Below are 17,784 nucleotides of genomic sequence, written 5' to 3' on the forward strand. Positions count from 1 at the left end.
CCCGAGCTCTCGGATCGGGGCCCCTCTTCGCGGTTACGCCCGTTGAACCGGGCAGCCCCCGGATTCCTGACAGACGGAGACAGTGACCTGCGTCACACCTCCTCGGGTGCGGTCACCAGGCCTCCAGGACCAGCGGTTCCCCGTGCTCCGACGCGGCCCAGGCCTCCGTGACCCGCTCCAGCTTGTCCGGGTTGACCTGGCTGCGGACGGCGACGATGCCTTCCTCGGTGCGCTCCAGGCACATGACCCCGAAGACCCGCCCCTCGACCACGATGACGAGGGCCGGGGAGCCGTTGGCCGTGGTGGCGTAGGCCCGTGGTGCGCCGCCGAGCAGGCGGCGCTTGCTGTCGGCGGGCTTGAACATCCCGCGCAGGAAGGTGGCCACGGCCAGGGCACCCTCGAACGGCGTGGCCTTCGCCGGGACCTTCCCGCCGCCGTCACCGATCGCGATGGCGTCGGAGGTCAGAAGCTTCACGAGCGGCTCGGTCCGCCCGCTGGTCGCGGCCGCGAGGAATTCCTCGACGATCCGCTTCGCCGCCGCCTTGTCGATCTCGGTGCGCACCTTGCCGGCCTTATCCTCCGCGAGGCGCTTCTTCGCCCGGCTGAACGTCTGCTGGCTGGCGGCCTCGCTGATCTCGAGGATCTCGGCGATCTCCCGGTGCGCGTACGCGAAGGCTTCCTTGAGCACGTACACCGCGCGCTCGTTGGGGGAAAGCCGCTCCATGAGCGTCAGGACGGCGTACGAGACCGACTCGCGCTGCTCGGCCGTGTCCGCCGGGCCGAGCATCCGATCGCCTTCGAGCAGCGGCTCGGGCAGCCACTGCCCGACGTAGGTCTCGCGCCGAGCGCGGGCCGAGGTCAGCTGGTTGAGGCAGAGGTTGGTGAGCACCTTGGTCAGCCAGGCCTCGGGAACCTCGATCCGCTCGACATCGGCCGCCTGCCAGCGCAGATACGTCTCCTGCACCAGGTCCTCGGCCTCGCCTGCGGAGCCGAGCATGCGGTAGGCGATGGCTTCGAGGCGCGGGCGCGCGGCCTCGAAGCGGTCCACGTCGGTCATCGTCAGCGGCATGGCACCGATCCTAACGACGGGGCTGGACACGGACCTGTGAGCGGGCCTGGGCGCAGGTGCTTGCGCGGGTTTGTGCGCGGGCTTGCGCACGCGCCTGGCGGCCGTGTCAGGAAGCCAGTTGGGTGATCACCTCCGCGACGACCGCGCAGGCGTCTGCGGAGGGGGCAATGAGCGGAAAGTGGCCGGTGCCCTCAAGGAGGGTGAGGCCCACGGCATCACCGGACTTGGCCGCGGCGTCCGCGTACGCCTCGGCCATGGTGTACGGGACGTCCACGTCCTCGCTGCCCTGCACGAGGGCGGTGGCGATCCCGATGAGCGGCGGGGCGGCAGGATCGGTGAGCGCGGCACGCCCGGGTCAAGGCAAACGGGGGTGCGTAGGGTCGGCGAGCCGGGGAGCATGGCGGCGTGGCTGATCTGCGGTGGGAGGACATGAGTTCCTTCTTCGATCCGGACTTGATGGGGTCATTGCCGGACGTGCGTGTCCCGAAAGCCTCGGTGGAGGACTGGCAGGCGGTCCTCGATCTGGTCGCGGAGAGGGGCTGGAAGTGCCAGTACTCCGAGGGGGAGGCGGTGCTTCCGGTGCCTCGGGCGGAGGTCGTGCCGTCTCGTCCGGCAGATGCGGAGTGCCCGGGCCGGTACCGCGGCTTCGAAGATGAACAGGTAGCGACCAGGAAGTCGATGCGCCGGTCCTTGTGCGGGGGAAACCGTGCGTGAGGAATCGTCCAATGGCTCTTCAGGGGCCGGGTGGCGTGTAGTTGCACATGCCGTAGCGGTATGTGGTGTCGTCGAGGGCACCACAGCACGAAAGGCACTGTCTGCGATGTACCCCTCCGCCACGCCTCCCCACGAGGTCAAGATCGGCGATGCCGCCGCCTTCGCCGGGACCACCCCGCGCGCCATTCGTCACTACCACCAGATCGGTCTGCTGCCGGAGCCCGAGCGGGGCGGGGACGGGCGTCGCCGCTACGGCTACGACGACATGATTCGCCTGCTGTGGATCCGCAAGATGTCCGAGGCCGGCATCAGCCTCGACGACATGCGGGCCGCCTTCGACGAAGCCCGAGACGTGGAGGACGTCCTGGGCCGACTGGAGGAGACCCTGGCCGTCCAGGAGGCCGACATCAAGCGTCAACGCGCGGCGGTCCAGCGCCTGCGGAGGGTGGGCAGCCCACTGGGCTTGCTGTCCCCGCTGGTCACGGACCGGCTCAGCCGCCTGCCCTCCGGAGCCCTACGCCCCGGCGACCTGGACACCCTGTTGATCACGGAACGGATCTTCGGGCCGCTGGGAGCCGCGGTCCAGGCCAGCGTGTTCATCATCCTGGCGACCCATCCCGGCCTACGGGCCGAGGCGGACCGCCTCGACGCTGCCGACGCCGCCCTCGATGACACCGTCGACCCCTACGACCCGCAGGTCGAGGAACTCGCCGCGCAGCACTTCGCTCACCACACGGCCCTGCTCCAAGCCATTGAAGCGGCCGGACTGGACGTGGCCGAGGACAAACTCTTCGAGATCCACGAGACCGGGACGAGCGGTGAAGAGGACGCCCGTATGAGTGCCCTCGAAGCGGTGGGCAAGATGCCCTACGGTTTCTCCGCCGCCCGGACGCGATGCATGGAACTGACGGCACAGCTCCTTGGCGGGGACCCTTCCGCAGGCAGCTGACCTGGTGGGGCCGTGTGTGAGGTCCCCCCCCGGATCTGCGGGCTCCTGCCCAGTTCGTGGCGGCGTTGAGGATGTGTGAGGGGATCTCCCACCAGGCCCGCGATGACCGTGTCACGGGGCGGGAACCCCCGGCAGGGGCCCGGGGCCAGGCCCCGGAGAGATGGACGGGGACGGTGTCGAGAGTGCCCGGGAGCCGTTCTCTCGGGAGCCCGCCGCCCTCGGCCGTTCGAGATCTCCCTGACGCTGTATGCCGAGCACAGCCCCGGCCCAGCACCTCAGCCGCAGCCAGGTCGTCCGCCGCCTCCACCCGCTCGGCATCCGGCCGCACATGGCCCGCAACACTGCCCTCGTCGAGCTGGCTTCCGAACTGCCGGCCGTCATGGTCAGCCGACTGTTCGGTGTCCACCGGAACACCGCCGACTCCTGGAAGCGCATCGGCGGGCAGGACAAGGCCTACGCCGCCGAGGTCGCCAGCCGCCAACAATCCACAGTTACCTGAATTCAGGATTACATGTACTGTCGAGGGGTGCTGACACTCGCTGCTGACATCGAGGTGCTGGCGCGGTTCGGCCGTGCCCTCGCCGATCCCATCCGCTGCCGCATCCTGCTCGCCCTCCGCCAGGCCCCCGCCTACCCGGCCGACCTCGCCGACGCCCTGGAGATCTCCCGCACCCGGCTGTCGAACCACCTGGCGTGCCTGCGCGACTGCGGCCTGGTCGTCACTGTCCCCGACGGCCGACGCACCCGCTACGAGCTCGCTGACGAACGCCTCGGCCACGCGCTCGACGACCTGCGGACAGCCGTCGCCGCCGTCGAGGCGGACAAGACCTGCCCGGACGCGGACGAGAAGGGCTGCTGCTGAATGACCGCGATATCCCTCGGCCCCAGCCCAGCCCGCAGCGAGACCCTCACACGGCGCATACGCCTGCTCGTCGGCGCGACCATCGCCTACAACGTCATCGAAGCCATAGTTGCGATCAGCGCCGGCACCATGGCCTCGTCGACCGCCCTGATCGGCTTCGGGCTCGACTCAGTCATCGAAGTCTCCTCCGCCACAGCCGTCGCCTGGCAGTTCTCCGCCCGCGACCCCGCCGTCCGCGAAGCCCGTGAGCAGCGCACCCTGCGGATCATCGCTGTGTCGTTCTTCACGCTCGCGGCTTACGTCACCGTCGATGCCGTCCGCGCGCTGACCGGCACCGGCGAGGCCGACCACTCGATCCCCGGCATTGTCCTCGCCGCTCTCTCGCTGGCGATCATGCCCTTCCTGTCGGCAGCCCAACGCAGGGCCGGCCGCGAGCTCGGCTCCGCCACCGCAGTCGCCGACTCCAAGCAGACCCTCCTGTGCACCTACCTCTCCGCCGTGCTCCTGGTCGGCCTGCTGGCCAACCTGCTGCTCGGCTGGTCCTGGGCCGACCCGATCGCCGCCCTCGTCATCGCGGCGATCGCCGTCAAGGAAGGCCGCGACGCCTGGCAGGGCAAGGGCTGCTGCGCGCCCACCGCCCACGCCCCCACTGCCGCCGCGGACACCTGCGGCTGTGCGACGGGCCGCAGTTGCTGCTGATGACCAGCCCCGAGGTCGGCCCTGCTCTGCCGGGCCGACCTCGGGGCGTCTATTGCGCAACTTCCGATAGCCGGAACTACCAGCAGATCCCGCGGGGTCCTGGTGGCAGTCGACCAGGCGCGCGATGCCGATCACGGCTCCGGGGGTCAGCTCGCGGGCCGCGGATCGTGCGGGCGATCAGCGGGACGCGCAGGGCGGCCCGGTCGATCCGCTGGCCTGTGTGCAGGAGCATCCAGCCGCGCCGGCTTCAGGGGCGGGGCGGTGCTCGATGCCCTTGGCGCCGGTCAGGATGCAGGTGGTGTGCGGCTGCTGGATGCTGATGCCGCGGATCCAGTCGCCCTGCGGCAGGGTCGCGGCGCTCATGCGGCCTGCCCTCAGACGGCCGTTCCCGGCCTGCCCGCCCGGCGCCCGTTGACGGACCGGACCGTGGTGTGCGCGGCGGTGGATGGGACCGCGCGGCCGGAGTGCTTGCCGTCGTACAGAGTGGCGTCGGCCGCCCTCTGCAACGCCGACAGGTTGCAGGTCTCGATCGCGTCCGGCGTTGCGGCGCCGACCGAGGCGGCGACGTCGACGGTGCGGCCGTCGTCCAGGACAACCAGCGTGTGCAACATCCGGATCAGCTGCGCGAGGTGCTGTTCGCGGCGGGCTACGGGCAGCTCCAGAGCGACGGCCAACTCCTCGCCACCGAGCCTGCCCACGGCCGCACGCGGGCCCGCCCACGCGGTGAGCCGGGCGGCGGTCGCGGCCAGGACAGCGTCACCGGCGGCGTGGCCCATCGTGTCGTTCACGCCCTTGAAGCGGTCCTGGTCGGAACGCGCGGGTTCGCGGATTCTGGGACTGGTGTGACGACGAACCCGGCCGCCTGCCCACCGTTGGAGGCGGCTCTGGGAGCGGGTTCCACTGGCCATTAGGCACTGGGCCGGTCAGTTGAAGATCCGGATCTTGGCCGCATGGTGGATGAGGGAGAGCCGAGACTCTTTGTGAACCGGTGGGGCGACACATCGGACCCGGCATCTGTAGGACGCGCTTCCTACCGTGATGAGCGCGTGTGCTTTGACCAGGCCAAGCCGCATCCGCGAGCCCGTGTCGGTTTCCACGCCGAACGCCAGGACATCTCGACCGCTGGGTGGCGACATCTGCTGGAGTTGATCGACGAGGCGGCGGAAGATGGGCGGGAGGAGTTCCGGCCTCTGGTCGAACTTAGTGCCGAGGAGCGCCGGCAGGTCGTCACTCTGCCGACGAGCATCGCCAAGCTGACGGCGGTCAAGCACTTCGTGCTTCACGGCAGCAACCTGGTCCGAATACCGCCCGGGATCGGTGCAATGACCAGCCTGGAGGAGCTCACCCCCTACACCTCGTACCGGCTGCACTGGTTCCCCTACGAGATCACCACGTGCTCAAAGCTGGTCCGCAGCACGGTGAGCACCCGCGCACTGTTCGGGAACTGCAAGCTCCGTCTTCCCTTCCCTCGACTACAGCCACCGCGAGATCCAGTTGCTGATCTCGACCTGTCAGCGCTTGATGCCCGGCGCTGGGGTACCACGGCCATCCGAGGGTGCAGTGTCTGTGATCGGCCGATCAATCAGGGTGGGCTCCACCAAGTGTGGATCTCGCTGCGGGTGGCCACCGATGTCCTGCCTCTCCTGGTCAATGCCTGCTCAGCAGCTTGCGTTTCCGCCCTGCCCTCCGGCGCCGAGGGCTACGTGCAGCTGCCGCATACAGGCGGCAGGGTCGAGCAGCCGCCGTCCGACTGGGATTAATCGGACGGTCAGCGGGGCAGCCGGGCTGTCCGCTCTGGATACGCTGCAGCGACGTAACGCATGGCGGTCTGCGCGGTGATTCCGAAGAGCCGCATCAGCTTGGACGTCGTGTGTATCGGCTGTCTCGGTGTGCTCCCTGGTAACGAGGTGAGTCACAGGGGCGTGCCACGTTTCCACCAAACTCAGGACACTCCGGAGTCCCTACCGAACCCGGAGCGGTTCAGTTCTGCCGATCCGCCTGTGCTCTTCTGGTGAGGCGGGTCCAGCCCGCCGGTGGAGCCAGGAGCGTGCGGGCGTGAGGCTTTTGCCTCCGCAGCCTTACGGTCCCTTGGTAGTTGCGAAGGGCGAGGTAGCTGAGGTGCTCGAGAGCCTGGACCGCGAATCCGTTCGCCGGGCACATCTCCTCTCCCTTCCCGAAGGGAAGGTAGGACCGCTTCTGATCGCGGGTTGGTCTCTCCCAACGCGTTGGACGGAAGTCCAGCGGCTGGTCCCACACGGTCGCCGACCGATGGATCGCGTGGGTGCCGATCAGGATGTGTTCGCCTGCCCGCACCGGAACGCCGGCTACCTCATGATCAGTGGCAGCCACCCTGGCCAGACGCCACGCCGTCGGGTAGATACGTAACGCCTCCTTGACCAGGGGGCGGACCTGTTCCGGTCGTAACGCTGGGTCGTTGTACCCGTGCTGAACACCGAGCATTACCACCCATTCGAGGGTCACGCCGGTGAAGCCGACGGTGGCAAGGACGAGCCGCTGCAGCAGCTGCGCGCGATCCGTGAGGGAAAGCTGCCCGGGCAGGCGCATCACCATGTCGACGAGGTCCTGGGCTTCGGCGTTCTTTGCGGGTAGCAGTGCCAGTTGCTCGGTGATTCCGGCACGGATGACGGGTACCGAACGGTGAGCACTCCTCACCGCGTGACCGACGATGTCGTCGGCGACGATGCTCGACGTCACGTAAGCATCGACGAGCGAGTTGATTTCGCTGTGCCGCCGGTGTGCTATCACGGGTGCGAAATACCGCCGGACTACTTGGACTCCCCAGCGCTGGTGCCGCAGGCGGCCGCACCTGTCACCTGCCTCGCGGATGGCGGAGTCGATGTCGAACGACGCGCTGAGATCGTGACCGGCCAGGATCTTGAGCAGCTCGTGTGACGCCTCGGCTCGCAACGCCTGGGACAGAGGCGCCGGCCCCAGGCGGAAGAATCCGGACTGCGGCACGTAATTTTCAGCTGAATGGACCAGCACGTTCCGGGCCGCGTCCGCATCGGCGACGAACAGGGTCCCGAAGCGGAGCCTGAACGGTCCGTCGGCTTTCGCCGCCAGGCTCTCCCACTTGCGGAGGTGATGCCAAAGGCTCTGTCTGTCCAGGAACACGAAGTCCTCTGCGATCTGAGAGGGGAAGGGATCCGCGACTCCGGCTGACCCCTTCCGACGCGGCGGCATTTTCAGGCCTTGCGCCCGTATCTGCCCCCGTACTGGTTGTGAAGAGCGCGCATTTCACCATTGAGTGTCTGCACGCATTTCATGAGCCACGCCATAGATGTCCTCCTGCAACGCAGTCTCTGCGGTGTCCAGTCCGGTCCGCGTCAGTCCTGCTGCCCGTATCCGAGGAAGTATCCGTGCCAGCGTGCGCGCATTTCACCGCTGAACGCCCGAAGGCCGGTGGTGATCCAGAACATGATGGCTTCCTCCCGGTTGGTGATCTCCGCTGCCCGACTCGGCTCGGCCTTTCGGCCCGCCATCGTACGTCGCAGCACATGATCAGCCCGATGATATGAATTCGATCGGCCAGAGCCATGACGCTATACACCCGCCGGAACCGGGTGAACCGGCGAAACCGGCCAAACCCGTGATGCTGAGGGGCGCGCCGGAGTGTGAACGTTCGCGCGCCGGATGTGCACCCTGCGCTTGTGCGCGCGTCCCTGCGGGCAGTGTTCGAACAGCTCCAGACTGTCCCGACCACAGGCAGGCTCCGGTACACCGATGGCCAAGTGTGCCCGATCCCGATCAGATCATGGATCTGAGATCTTCCCGGAGACGGCATCGTGCCGGGTGTTCGGGTACGCACCTGTCCGGCATCGACAGGGCACGGCATCCGCCCGTCGTGAAGACAGCCGGCCACGCGACGAAGGGACACACAGATGTACCGGCGATTACCGTCAAGAAGAGCTGCGACAGGAAGCGGGTCGCGCGGACGCGCACTGCACGGCGCCGGTTTCATAGCCGTCCTGGCGTTGGCCGTGGGAGCGGTTCTCTCTGGCCCGGCCACCGTTGCCCAGGCGCGGGAGACGGCGCCGGGCAGTCCCGGGGTTCCGCAGGCGCCCGCTGTGGTCTTCGAAGAAGACTTCGAGCACGAGCAGGACGCTGTCCCTCGGCTGATCACCCATTACACCGGAACATCCCCGCTTTCCCAGACGTACACCGTCGACCCGGCGTGGCTGACCGGGTGCAACGGGTGGATCGTCTCTCCCCTCAATCTCGACAGCGGCCCGCCCGGAAGCGGTTGCGGCCCGCTCTGGGGACCGCTGGAATCCATGGCAAGCGCACTCGGACAGTGGTCCGGTGGCGACCCGGTCACCAACCATGCCGTCGCTGCCTATACCGAAGGCAATCCGGGGGCCAGCAAGGTCGAGCTGGATACGGTGAAGCCCATCCCGCTCGATGGGGAGAACCGGTTTCTGACCCTCTCGGTCGACGCGGCCGCACGCAACTGCTTCGCCGCTCACCCACTGCTGGAGTCGGCCCCGACTCGGTGATCACCGTCTTGGACCGGTGCCCGTTGCGGTGGTCCTCCCCACCGCCCTCGACCCGCTCGCCCCTCTCGTGCCCCAGATGATCAGTGAGCTCGCCCTCCAGGGCGGACTCCAGTACCCGCTTGGTCAGCTGCTGCAGCAGGCCACCCTCCCCGGTGAGCTTCACCCCCGCCGGCCTGGGGGCCCGGGCCACCAGCTCGGCGACCAGCCCGTCATCAGCTGTCGCTTCCAGCGCGGGATTTGCACCGCTCACCGTACAGACCTTCGCCCGGCTGTCCCCGCTCAAGCATCTGACCTGAACCTGCTCGACCGCTACAGCTTCACCGCCTCGCCCCCGGCCGCCGGTGCCCTGCGCCCCTACGTGACCCGGACGCGACGGAGCCGGACGAGTACGACGAGTCGGCTGCCGACCGACGGGGCGCGTCAGGGACTACCTGGCCGGGTGCCTCGAAGCCGACCGCCCACACAGCAGTGGTGTGGGCGGTCGCATCCCGGGCTGTCAGGCGGTGACCCTGCCGAAGAGATGGTTGGCAGGAGCATCCGGGTCGTTGCCGTAGAAGAACTCGGTGAGGGCCTGGTGGAATTCGGCGCGGTTCAGCCCACCGGAGCCGTCCCTGTCCAGAGCGGCGAAGACCGTGGCGCAGTCCTCGCCGGGTACACCGGCGACCGAGTCGAACATCTGCTGGAACTCGGCCTGGTCGATCTTGCCGTCCGCGTTGAGGTCGACGAGGTCGAAGAAGCAGTTGGTGACCGGCGCGATCTGCTGGGGATAGAGGGTGGGGTCGGTCAGAACGCTCCGGAAGCCCTCGGTCATCTCCCGCAGGTCGACCTTCCCGTCACCGTCCTGGTCCATCGGGGCGATCACATTCGTCCAGAACCCGTCCATTCCCTCGATGAGTCGGCGGGCGGTCGCGGAGTCCGGCGCGGTGTCTCGGGCGGCGATGTAGCGCTCGCTCATCGCGCGGACGTCCCGTTGGGTGATGAACCCGTCGCCGTCGACGTCGGCGCCCCTGAACCACTGGCCGTACTTGAGGTCTTGAAGTGCAGTCATGACTGCGCACAGTATTCAGTTGATTACGCAATCGCAAAACGAGGAGCGGAGCCTCTGGCGGCCGGGACGGCCCGCTGCGCGCTTGACGACGGTGATCATGAAGGACCTGTCCGAAGAAGCAGGCAGCTTGCGTGTCAGTGTTCGAGGTGCGGTGGTGCGAAGGCGAGCACATCCGGAAGGGGTCCGTCGTAGAGCTCGACGTCGACGAGCACACTGTGGGCGCTCGGTCCCTGGGACAGGCGCGAGCACCCCCGGTCGGCCGTGAGCGTGTTCGGATTGCCGTGGCGGTCCAAGCTGCCGCTCTGGCCTGGCTGGGCCGGGTCCCACCATGCCCCGGTGGACAGTTGGATGACGCCTGGCATGACGTCGTCCGACAGGACTGCGCCCGCCAGGCAACTGCCGCGGTCGTTGTGGACGCGTACGATCATGCCGCTCTCGATGCCACGGGACGCGGCGTCCAGCGGATTGATCGTCACGGGCTCACGGCCATGGATCTTCGACTTGAGGCTGTGGCCGCCGTTGTCATACTGGCTGTGCAAGCGTGAGGCGGGCTGATTCGAGATCAAGTGCAGCGGGAACCGCTCCGACAGGCCGGCACGGAGCCACTCCACTGGTTCGAACCACGCCGGATGCCCGGTGCAGTCGTCGTAGCCGAAGGAGTCGATCTCCTCGGAGAAGATCTCGATCCGGCCCGACGGGGTCGTCAGGGGGAAACGCTGCGGATCTGCGCGGAGCGCCTCGAAGCTGCCGGGAAACGGTCCGCTCAGCGCCGGCAGCTCAGCCGAGGAGCTTCGCCAGAAGTCGTCGAAGCTCGGCAGGGCCCCCTCGTCACCGAGGTTGGCTCTCGTCTGCTCGTAGAGGTGCCGGACCCATTCGATCTCGGAGCGCGACTGCGTGAACTCGCACTCGTATCCGAGCCGGGAAGCCAGGGCGGTGAAGATGTGGTGGTCGGTGCGTGACTCGCCCGCCGACTCACGGACTTTCGGCATCGCGACGAGGTGGGGGTCGGAGAATCCGGCGGCGAAGTCGTCGCGCTCCAGGCTGGTGGCGACGGGAAGGACGATGTCGGCGAACTTGGCCGTGGTGTTCCACCAGGCTTCGTGAACCACCACCGTGTCAGGGGTCTGCCAGGCGCGGGTCAACCGGTGGAGATCTTGGTGGTGGTGGAACGGGTTCCCTCCGCACCAGTAGATCAGGCGGAGTTCGGGCAAGGTCAGGCGCTGGCCGTCGTAGTCGATGGTCCTGCCCGGATGCAGCAGGGTGTCGGCGATCCGTGCGACGGGGATGAAATCCGCAACAGGGTTGGGAACCCGAGGAACCGACGCCACGGAGGGCCGGCCCGGGGCGACGCCGGTCGCGTCCATCGTCGCGTAGCCCGCACCCCAGCCGCAGCCGGGCCGCCCCATGGAGCCCGTCATGGCAGCCAGCACGACCGACATCCAGATCGGCTGTTCGCCGTGGTCCTCCCGTTGTATCGCGTAGTTGACCATGATGAGGGAACGTTGCGTGGACAGACGGCGAGCCAGTTCGGTGATCGTGTCCCGGCTGATGCCCGTGATCCTCGCCGCCCAGGCAGCATCCTTGGCAATGCCGTCGAACTCGCCGGTCAGGTAGGAGGTGAAGCGTTCGAACCCGACGCAGCACCGGCGCAGGAAGTCCTCGTCGTGCCAGCCGTTGACCAGCATGGTGTGGGCGATGCCGAGCATCGCGGCGGTGTCGGTGTTGGGGGTGACGGGCAGCCACTCGGCGTCGAGGAAGCCGGCGGTGTCGCTGCGGATGGGGCTGACGTTCACGAACCGCACCCCGGCCGCACGGCACCTGCGCTGCAGATCCTGCGTCTGGTGTCTGGCCAGTCCGCCGGGGTTGATCTGGCTGTTCTTGAGGGCCAGCCCGCCGAACGCCACCACAAGCTCACAGTTCTCGGCGATCTCGTCCCACATCGGCATCCGGGACTGGTAGCTCCACGGAGCTCCGCCGATCACATGGGGGAGAATGACCTCCAAGGCTGCGGTGCTGTATGTGTTGCGGGAGTCGGTGTATCCCCCGCCCAACGCCAGGAACCGGTGGAGCTGACCCTGCGCGTTGTGGAACGCGCCCGCGCTCGCCCAGCCGTAGGAGCCGCCGAACACGGCGCTGTTCCCGTGCTGTGAACGCACTCGGCGCAGTTCGTCGCTCACCAGGGTGATCGCGTCGTCCCAGCTCACCTCCACGAAGGCGTCCGTGCCCCTGGCCGTGTCGTGGGCGCGTGGCAGGCCGTTCAGCCAGCCCTTGCGCACCGCGGGGCGCAACACGCGGGCGCTGTCGTCGGCGGCTGTCACCATTCCGGGTCCGATAGGCGACGGCGCGGGGTCATCGCCCCTCGGCTCGATGCGCACCAACCGACCGGCATCAACCACCGCGACAAAACTGCCCCAGTGCGTCGCAACCGACATACGTCGTTCCACCATGCACCAACTCCGTCTCCGAAGCTCCCCGGCTCCCCGACAGCGGCCACTTACGTCACAAGGGCTCCATTTCAGTCGACGGTCCGCAGGACACAGACTCCCCCTGCGGACCGGTGCCCAACCCTGTAGGTGCACGAGCCTTCCAACGGCCGCACAGAAGCGCCGTCCGAGCCGACTCGCTGGGGGTGACTCGTTGTGGTGAAACGAGCATAGAGAGTACTTGTAGTGCGGGTGGGAGTGCGCAAGTCATGGATGGTCCCTCGGTCTCTCGTGGAAGGACGTCCCCTTCATGGCCCAGGGCGAGGTGTATCTCGCCGTCGGCTGGATCAAGACCCGGATCTACCGCTTCGATTCCATCGGTAGTGACACCCGCGTCGTCGAGAACGTGCCGCCCTACGAGCCCGGCCGCACCGCCAAGTTCCGCTGACGGCTCTTACGAGCAGGAGTGATGTCGCATCCCACGTCCAGCTCGTTCTGAAGCGGTCAGTAACTGATCGTTTCAGAACGAGTGACCAGCCCAGTGCTTCCTCGCCGATCATGCAACACTCGACGCGTGACGCCGCCCGGAGAACGGCCCAGAGCCAGTGCGCCCGGTCCGTATGCCTGTCGCTGCTGCAAGCTCTTGACGCTGGAAGCCCGCGGACAATTCCAGATCTGTGCCAAGTGCAGCTGGGAGGACGATGGCCAGGACGACCCGAACGCCGACGAGGTCTGGGGCGGCCCCAACGGAGCGGAGAGCCTGACCGACGCGCGTCGTCGCTACGAACAGTACGTCACAACAACGAGGGCAACAGATCCGAGATCGGCAGCCAACGGCGGCCCAGGCAGGTGGCGTTCGCGCCCGAACCGTCGTCGCATCTGAGTACAGGGATTGGTCCACACCGGCAATCTCCTCAGCCTTTCCGGCACCGCGCTATGCCGAACGGAACAGCCGTTGTGGGCGCTGTAGCTGTGTACAGAGCCATGAGGCTGGCCCAGGGCTTGGTTGTGGACTGAGCCAGCGGCAGACTTCTGCGGGTGTCGGATGATCTTGTGCCTGATGACCTGTGGGACCGCGTATCCCCGTTGCTCCCTCCTCGCCCGCCGCGTCGTCGCCGGTATCCGGGGCGGCTGCCGGTGGACGACCGGGCCGCCCTGCGCGGGATCGTCTACGTGCTACGCAAGGGCGTGAGCTGGGCCGATGTACCCACGGAGCGGATCGGTTGCGGCGGCGTGACGGCCTGGCGGCAGCTGCGGGACTGACTGGACCGAGGCCGGAGTCTGGCCCCGTCTGCACGAGCTCCTCCTGGCCGAGCTGCGCAAGGCGGGGCTGCTGGAGATGGACGACGCGGCGATCGATGGCTCACACGTCCGGGCCCTCAAAGGGGGGCTCACACCGGACCTTCGCCGGTCGACCGCGCCTGCCCGGGCAGCAAGCACCACCTGATCACCGACCGGAACGGAACACCCCTTGCGGTGTCCCTGACCGGCGGACACCGTCACGACGTCACGCTGCTGATGCCTCTGCTGAACGCGATCCCCCGCATCCGCGGGCGGCGCGGTCGCCCGCGTCATCGTCCGCGCCGGCTGTTCGCAGACCGCGGCTACGACTACGACAAGTACCGAAGCCTCCTCCGGGCCCGGGGCATCACACCGAAGATCGCCCGCAAAGGCACCGCCCACGGCTCCGGCCCGGGAAAGACCCGCTGGGTCGTCGAGCGCACCTTCGCCTGGCTCCACCAGTTCAAACGACTGCGGATCCGCTACGAGATACGCGCCGACTTCCATCTCGGCCTGTTGCAACTCGCCTGCAGCATCATCTGCTTGCGACGACTGCGAACGTCATCCTGAAATGATCAGTTGGGGGACCAGGACGCCATCACCCCCCAATGATGCGGACGCGCCGACGTGACGTCAGAGCGCGACCTGGACATCGCACCGGCCTGACACGGCCGGATGCGTACGCCTGCGATCACTCAGGAGAGTTGGTGCAGCACCTGCCCAAGGGCACCCACATCCCAGACCATCACTGGGTCCGCCCGCACCTCCTTTGGCTTCCCATGGGACCAACGCGGTGGCGGACGTTTCGGGTGCCAAACGCCGCCAGGGGACGTTCTGCTGCTTGAGTGCGGTGACGTGTGGGTTCGCGCCGCCTGTTCCGACCGTGTATCTGCCGTCCGGCGTGACCATTGGCTGTCTGCGGCGTTCTTGGTGGGAGACGGGTTTGATCACAGGGGGCGTTGATGAAGGTGGCAGGTATCCATCACGCCTACGGCAGCCGGGCGGTGTTGTGTGGGGTAGACGTCGAGCTGCCGCGGGGCGCGCTGGTCGGCATCGTGGGGGAGAACGGTGCGGGGAAGTCCACGCTGTTGAAGATCCTCGCCGGTGAGCTGCGGCCCGACCGTGGGGTGGTGCGGCACGAGGGACGGTTCGGGTACTGCCCGCAGCAGGTGGTGCTCAACGATGCGTTCACCGTTTACCAGCATCTTGAGCTGTTCAAGGCCGCCTACTCGCTGCCCGACCTGCGCCGGGCCGAGGAAATCATGGAGGCGCTGCGCTTTCGCGAGTTCGCTGGGGAGCGGGTCGGGGTGCTCAGCGGAGGGACTCGGCAGAAGCTCAACCTGGCCCTGGCGCTGATGCACGATCCGGACGTGTTGCTGCTGGACGAGCCCTACCAGGGCTTCGACTGGGAGACTTATCTGCGCTTTTGGGAGTTGGCCGCCCAGTTGCGTGGTGCTGGTCAGTCCGTGCTGGTGGTATCACATCTCGCCTACGACGTCGATCGGTTGGACGTCCTGTGGCGTCTGGAGGAAGGCGTGCTGCGCGCCGGGGCGGTGGTGGCGCCGTGAGCCCCTCCCCCTCTCTGGCGCAGTTCGTCCTTGCCACACGGTTCGCGGTGATCGAGCAGGTGCGCAACCAGCTCGCGATGGCGCTGGTGATCCTGTTCGTGCCCCTGTGGATCTCGCTGGGGCAGTTCATGATCGTGGATGTGCGGGTGTCGTTCAGGCTCTGGGCCACCGGCCAGAGTGTCATCGCGGCCGGCAACGAGCTCACGCAGATCAGCGGCGCGTTGAACGCCGTGACGCTGATCGTCGGCTTCGCGATGTTCTCGGCCACCTTCAGCTCGGGCACCTTCGACCGGCGACTGGCCATGGCCGGCTACCCCCGCCCCCAGCTCCTGCTGGCGAAGGTCGCCTCCCTGATTCTGGCCTCGGCCGTTGTCAGCGGCTACGCCACGGCCGTCATGTGCGTGTACTGGTCGCCCCGTCAGCCCGGCGTGCTGGCCCTTTCTCTGTTCAGCGCCGCGATGACCTACGGAGCCGTCGGCGTGGTCCTGGGCACGGTGGTGCGCCGGGAGCTGGAGGGCGCCTTCCTCATCGTGATGATCAGCGTCATCGACCTCACCCTGCAGAACCCCATCGCCAGCAAGGGGGCCGGCAGCGCCATGGTGCGCCTGTTGCCCTCCTACGGCGCCATGCAGTCCGCCTCGGCCGCCGGCTTCTCCCACTCCATGCCCCTCAGCTGCCTGGGCGTGCAGTTGACGTGGTTCACCGGCGCCGCTGCCTTCAGTCTCCTCGCCTTTCGCCGGCGAACCCGGTCCGCGGTGACCGGCCAGCCTCCGTCCCCTACCCAAGGAGCACCGTGTTCGCTGCCGACTGCGCGCGGGCCGGAATCGACGATCCGGAACTGAAGTCCGCCTACGCGGTCTGCCGAGACTATGTGCGGTCGACCAGGGCCGATGACTTCCTGGCCTCGCTGTTGATGCCCTCGATGCTGCGCCCGGCGTGCTGGGCCGTGCTGGCCGCTATCAGCATCACCGATGACTTGGTGGATATCAGCGAGGGCAACGGTTCCGAGCGCCTGCAAGCGTGGCAGGACGCCCTGGCGATCGATCTGCTGCGCGGCACCAGCAAGGACCCGGCCCGCCAGGCGCTGGTCCACGCCGCCCGCCACTGGAACCTCGACATGCGCAAGCTGGACGCCACCTTCGCGGCCTACCACCTGGACGCCTTGCGATCCGCCCCGATCGCGGCGCCGTGGCAGGAGTGGCGGACCAGGAGCAGGAACAACTACCTGCCCTTCCTCGAGCAGTGCCTGACGATGATGCGGCACGCCGGCCTCGACGTCCCTCTCCACCTCACCCGCATGGACGCCTACCAGCGCCTGTCCGACGGCCTGTTCCTCACCGACTCACTGACCGACCTCGCCGAGGACCTCGACCAGAACGACATCAGGTTCCCCGCAGAAGAACTGCAGCGCTTCGGCGTAACCGAGGAAGACCTCCTGCAGCGCCGCTGGACCCCGCAAGTCCAGGCGCTGATCAACAGCCACCTCCGCCAAGCCCGAAGCTGGCTGAACCAACCCCAGATCTGGGGCAGCCTGCCCCCCGGCCCCGCCGTCATGCTGCGTACGGGCTGCAGCCTCTACCAGGCCCGCCTGCGCGCCGCTGAAAAGGCCGGACCCGCGCTCCTGCACCACACCGTGATGCGCCCGTCCCAGCTCGCACGTTGGCGCACCGCCGGCCAGGCCCGAATTCTGGCGGCCGCGGCCTGGCGCCTCTTCCCTCTCCCCGCATTCCCTACCACGGCCCCGCCCGCCCCCGCGATCCTCCCGGCACACCGAGCGGCATCCTCCGAACTCCTGCCACCTCGACCCCATCACAGTGGAGCCCGCCCTCCACAGCTCCGTGCCGAGCGGATGCCTCACCATGTCGCGATCATCATGGACGGCAACGGCCGCTGGGCCACCGCGCGCGGCCTCACGCGCAGCGACGGTCACAAGACCGGCGGAGACATGCTGGTCGATGTCGTGCACGGCGCGCTGGAGATCGGACTGCCTCACCTGACCGTGTATGTGCTGTCCACCGAGAACCTGGAGAAGCGCCCGCGGGAGGAAGTCGACCACGTGCTGACATGCGCACGGGAACAGCTACTGTCCGGGGAACTCCTCCGCCACGACGTGCGGATTCGTTGGGCCGGAGCCCCTGACGGCCTGCCGGGCGAGTTCGTCGACCTGATGCGCAGCAACGAGCAGGCCACCAAGGACCGCACCGGTCTCAGCCTGACGGTCTGCCTCAACTACGGCGGCCGCAGCGAACTCACCCAAGGCGCCGACTCCCTGGTCAGCGACGCACGCGCCGGCCACCTCGACGCAACCAGGGTCTCGGAACATCTGCTGCGCTCCCACCTGTCCCTGAGTGACCTGCCCGACGTCGACCTGCTGTGGCGTACCGGCGGTGAGCACCGCATCTCAAACTTCCTGCCCTGGCACACCGCCTACGCCGAGATCCTCTTCTCGGACACACTCTGGCCGGACGTCGACCGCCGCGACCTGTGGCAGGCCATGACCCAGTACACCCACCGCGCCCGCCGCTACGGCGCGGTCCCTGCGCCGCAGCCCGCGGAACACGACCAGGACGCCCGCATCGCAAGCCACCCCTAGCCGTATCCCGCATATGGCTGCACGTACAAGTGCCCGTGCCCGCCGCGACCGCGCGACGGGG

The 17,784-nt window shown here is 67.9% G+C and carries 16 protein-coding genes and 5 pseudogenes; 13 read left to right on the forward strand and 8 right to left on the reverse strand.

What is annotated here, in order from left to right; all coding sequences use genetic code 11:
• Positions 1 to 112: 112 nt before the first annotated feature.
• Both sigJ and ACZ6EG_RS31210 read right to left on the reverse strand, forming a co-directional pair.
• Entirely contained in the window at positions 113 to 1,069 is a 957-nt protein-coding gene (gene sigJ, locus ACZ6EG_RS31205) for an RNA polymerase sigma factor SigJ (RefSeq protein ID WP_469609668.1), read from the reverse strand.
• Between the two features lie 106 nt (positions 1,070 to 1,175).
• Positions 1,176 to 1,418, reverse strand: a pseudogene (locus ACZ6EG_RS31210) (alpha/beta hydrolase); the annotation flags it as partial.
• A gap of 56 nt (positions 1,419 to 1,474) precedes the next feature.
• Between ACZ6EG_RS31210 and ACZ6EG_RS31215 the strand changes: the two are divergent.
• From ACZ6EG_RS31215 to ACZ6EG_RS31235, 5 genes and pseudogenes are all read left to right on the forward strand, one after another.
• Positions 1,475 to 1,699 (forward strand): annotated as a pseudogene (locus ACZ6EG_RS31215) (hypothetical protein); the annotation flags it as partial.
• Positions 1,700 to 1,889: 190 nt separating this feature from the next.
• Positions 1,890 to 2,732: a MerR family transcriptional regulator gene (locus tag ACZ6EG_RS31220; RefSeq protein WP_469609671.1), complete on the forward strand. Its 843-nt coding sequence runs from the start codon at positions 1,890 to 1,892 to the stop codon at positions 2,730 to 2,732.
• 328 nt (positions 2,733 to 3,060) lie between these two features.
• Entirely contained in the window at positions 3,061 to 3,231 is a 171-nt protein-coding gene (locus ACZ6EG_RS31225) for a hypothetical protein (protein WP_391971423.1), read from the forward strand.
• Between the two features lie 27 nt (positions 3,232 to 3,258).
• A complete protein-coding gene (locus ACZ6EG_RS31230; RefSeq protein ID WP_391971422.1) occupies positions 3,259 to 3,594 on the forward strand; it encodes an ArsR/SmtB family transcription factor in 336 nt (111 codons plus the stop codon).
• The gene (locus tag ACZ6EG_RS31235) at positions 3,595 to 4,293 is read left to right on the forward strand and encodes a cation efflux transmembrane domain-containing protein (RefSeq protein ID WP_469609675.1); all 699 of its coding nucleotides are present in this window, start codon (positions 3,595 to 3,597) and stop codon (positions 4,291 to 4,293) included.
• An 84-nt stretch (positions 4,294 to 4,377) separates the two neighbouring features.
• On the opposite strand, the pseudogene ACZ6EG_RS31240 reads toward ACZ6EG_RS31235, so the two are convergent.
• Together ACZ6EG_RS31240 and ACZ6EG_RS31245 are read right to left on the reverse strand one after the other, a co-directional pair.
• Positions 4,378 to 4,656 (reverse strand): annotated as a pseudogene (locus tag ACZ6EG_RS31240) (hypothetical protein); the annotation flags it as partial.
• Positions 4,657 to 4,667: 11 nt separating this feature from the next.
• Positions 4,668 to 5,201, reverse strand: coding sequence for a diguanylate cyclase domain-containing protein (locus ACZ6EG_RS31245; RefSeq protein ID WP_469609678.1), 534 nt, complete (start codon positions 5,199 to 5,201; stop codon positions 4,668 to 4,670).
• A gap of 42 nt (positions 5,202 to 5,243) precedes the next feature.
• Between ACZ6EG_RS31245 and ACZ6EG_RS31250 the strand changes: the two genes are divergently transcribed.
• Complete coding sequence (locus ACZ6EG_RS31250; protein ID WP_469609681.1) at positions 5,244 to 6,053, forward strand: leucine-rich repeat domain-containing protein; 810 nt, start codon at positions 5,244 to 5,246, stop codon at positions 6,051 to 6,053.
• A gap of 220 nt (positions 6,054 to 6,273) precedes the next feature.
• On the opposite strand, the gene ACZ6EG_RS31255 is transcribed toward ACZ6EG_RS31250, so the two are convergent.
• Positions 6,274 to 7,428 (reverse strand): cytochrome P450, encoded by a 1,155-nt coding sequence (locus ACZ6EG_RS31255; RefSeq protein WP_469609684.1) that lies wholly within the window; start codon positions 7,426 to 7,428, stop codon positions 6,274 to 6,276.
• Positions 7,429 to 8,381: 953 nt separating this feature from the next.
• On the opposite strand from ACZ6EG_RS31255, the gene ACZ6EG_RS31260 reads away from it, so the two are divergent.
• On the forward strand, positions 8,382 to 8,810 hold the full coding sequence (locus tag ACZ6EG_RS31260) for a hypothetical protein (protein ID WP_469609770.1): 429 nt from the start codon (positions 8,382 to 8,384) through the stop codon (positions 8,808 to 8,810).
• 46 nt (positions 8,811 to 8,856) lie between these two features.
• Here the strand turns inward: ACZ6EG_RS31260 and ACZ6EG_RS31265 are convergent.
• The 3 genes and pseudogenes from ACZ6EG_RS31265 to ACZ6EG_RS31275 all read right to left on the reverse strand — a co-directional run.
• Positions 8,857 to 9,060 (reverse strand): annotated as a pseudogene (locus ACZ6EG_RS31265) (IS256 family transposase); the annotation flags it as partial.
• Between the two features lie 246 nt (positions 9,061 to 9,306).
• Entirely contained in the window at positions 9,307 to 9,858 is a 552-nt protein-coding gene (locus tag ACZ6EG_RS31270) for an EF-hand domain-containing protein (protein ID WP_469609687.1), read from the reverse strand.
• Between the two features lie 134 nt (positions 9,859 to 9,992).
• Positions 9,993 to 12,305, reverse strand: coding sequence for a molybdopterin-dependent oxidoreductase (locus ACZ6EG_RS31275; protein WP_469609690.1), 2,313 nt, complete (start codon positions 12,303 to 12,305; stop codon positions 9,993 to 9,995).
• 286 nt (positions 12,306 to 12,591) lie between these two features.
• Here ACZ6EG_RS31275 and ACZ6EG_RS31280 point away from each other — a divergent pair, with 286 nt between their 5' ends.
• The 6 genes and pseudogenes from ACZ6EG_RS31280 to uppS all read left to right on the forward strand — a co-directional run bounded on the left by ACZ6EG_RS31280 (position 12,592) and on the right by uppS (position 17,723).
• Positions 12,592 to 12,729 carry a hypothetical protein gene (locus tag ACZ6EG_RS31280; RefSeq protein ID WP_391971415.1) on the forward strand — a complete coding sequence of 46 codons (138 nt, stop codon included), beginning with the start codon at positions 12,592 to 12,594 and terminating at the stop codon, positions 12,727 to 12,729.
• Between the two features lie 126 nt (positions 12,730 to 12,855).
• Entirely contained in the window at positions 12,856 to 13,164 is a 309-nt protein-coding gene (locus ACZ6EG_RS31285; protein WP_469609693.1) for a CPCC family cysteine-rich protein, read from the forward strand.
• Between the two features lie 155 nt (positions 13,165 to 13,319).
• A pseudogene (locus ACZ6EG_RS31290) lies at positions 13,320 to 14,132 on the forward strand (IS5 family transposase).
• A 392-nt stretch (positions 14,133 to 14,524) separates the two neighbouring features.
• Positions 14,525 to 15,130, forward strand: a complete 606-nt coding sequence (locus tag ACZ6EG_RS31295; RefSeq protein WP_391971413.1) for an ABC transporter ATP-binding protein — start codon at positions 14,525 to 14,527, stop codon at positions 15,128 to 15,130.
• Between the two features lie 47 nt (positions 15,131 to 15,177).
• Positions 15,178 to 15,972, forward strand: a complete 795-nt coding sequence (locus ACZ6EG_RS31300) for an ABC transporter permease (protein ID WP_391971412.1) — start codon at positions 15,178 to 15,180, stop codon at positions 15,970 to 15,972.
• Complete coding sequence (gene uppS, locus ACZ6EG_RS31305) at positions 15,924 to 17,723, forward strand: polyprenyl diphosphate synthase (protein ID WP_469609698.1); 1,800 nt, start codon at positions 15,924 to 15,926, stop codon at positions 17,721 to 17,723. The genes ACZ6EG_RS31300 and uppS overlap by 49 nt, the downstream gene beginning before the upstream one ends.
• The last annotated feature ends 61 nt before the right edge of the window (positions 17,724 to 17,784 follow it).

Source organism: Streptomyces sp. NPDC041968 (assembly GCF_055589025.1).

Excerpts from the sequence above, each read along its gene's own strand:
- sigJ (WP_469609668.1), bottom strand. The coding sequence starts at position 1,069 with ATGCCGCTGACGATGACCGACGTGGACCGCTTCGAGGCCGCGCGCCCG.
- ACZ6EG_RS31220 (WP_469609671.1), top strand. The coding sequence starts at position 1,890 with ATGTACCCCTCCGCCACGCCTCCCCACGAGGTCAAGATCGGCGATGCC.
- ACZ6EG_RS31225 (WP_391971423.1), top strand. The coding sequence starts at position 3,061 with ATGGCCCGCAACACTGCCCTCGTCGAGCTGGCTTCCGAACTGCCGGCC.
- ACZ6EG_RS31235 (WP_469609675.1), top strand. The coding sequence starts at position 3,595 with ATGACCGCGATATCCCTCGGCCCCAGCCCAGCCCGCAGCGAGACCCTC.
- ACZ6EG_RS31245 (WP_469609678.1), bottom strand. The coding sequence starts at position 5,201 with ATGGCCAGTGGAACCCGCTCCCAGAGCCGCCTCCAACGGTGGGCAGGC.
- ACZ6EG_RS31250 (WP_469609681.1), top strand. The coding sequence starts at position 5,244 with ATGGTGGATGAGGGAGAGCCGAGACTCTTTGTGAACCGGTGGGGCGAC.
- ACZ6EG_RS31270 (WP_469609687.1), bottom strand. The coding sequence starts at position 9,858 with ATGACTGCACTTCAAGACCTCAAGTACGGCCAGTGGTTCAGGGGCGCC.
- ACZ6EG_RS31275 (WP_469609690.1), bottom strand. The coding sequence starts at position 12,305 with ATGGTGGAACGACGTATGTCGGTTGCGACGCACTGGGGCAGTTTTGTC.
- ACZ6EG_RS31280 (WP_391971415.1), top strand. The coding sequence starts at position 12,592 with ATGGCCCAGGGCGAGGTGTATCTCGCCGTCGGCTGGATCAAGACCCGG.
- ACZ6EG_RS31295 (WP_391971413.1), top strand. The coding sequence starts at position 14,525 with ATGAAGGTGGCAGGTATCCATCACGCCTACGGCAGCCGGGCGGTGTTG.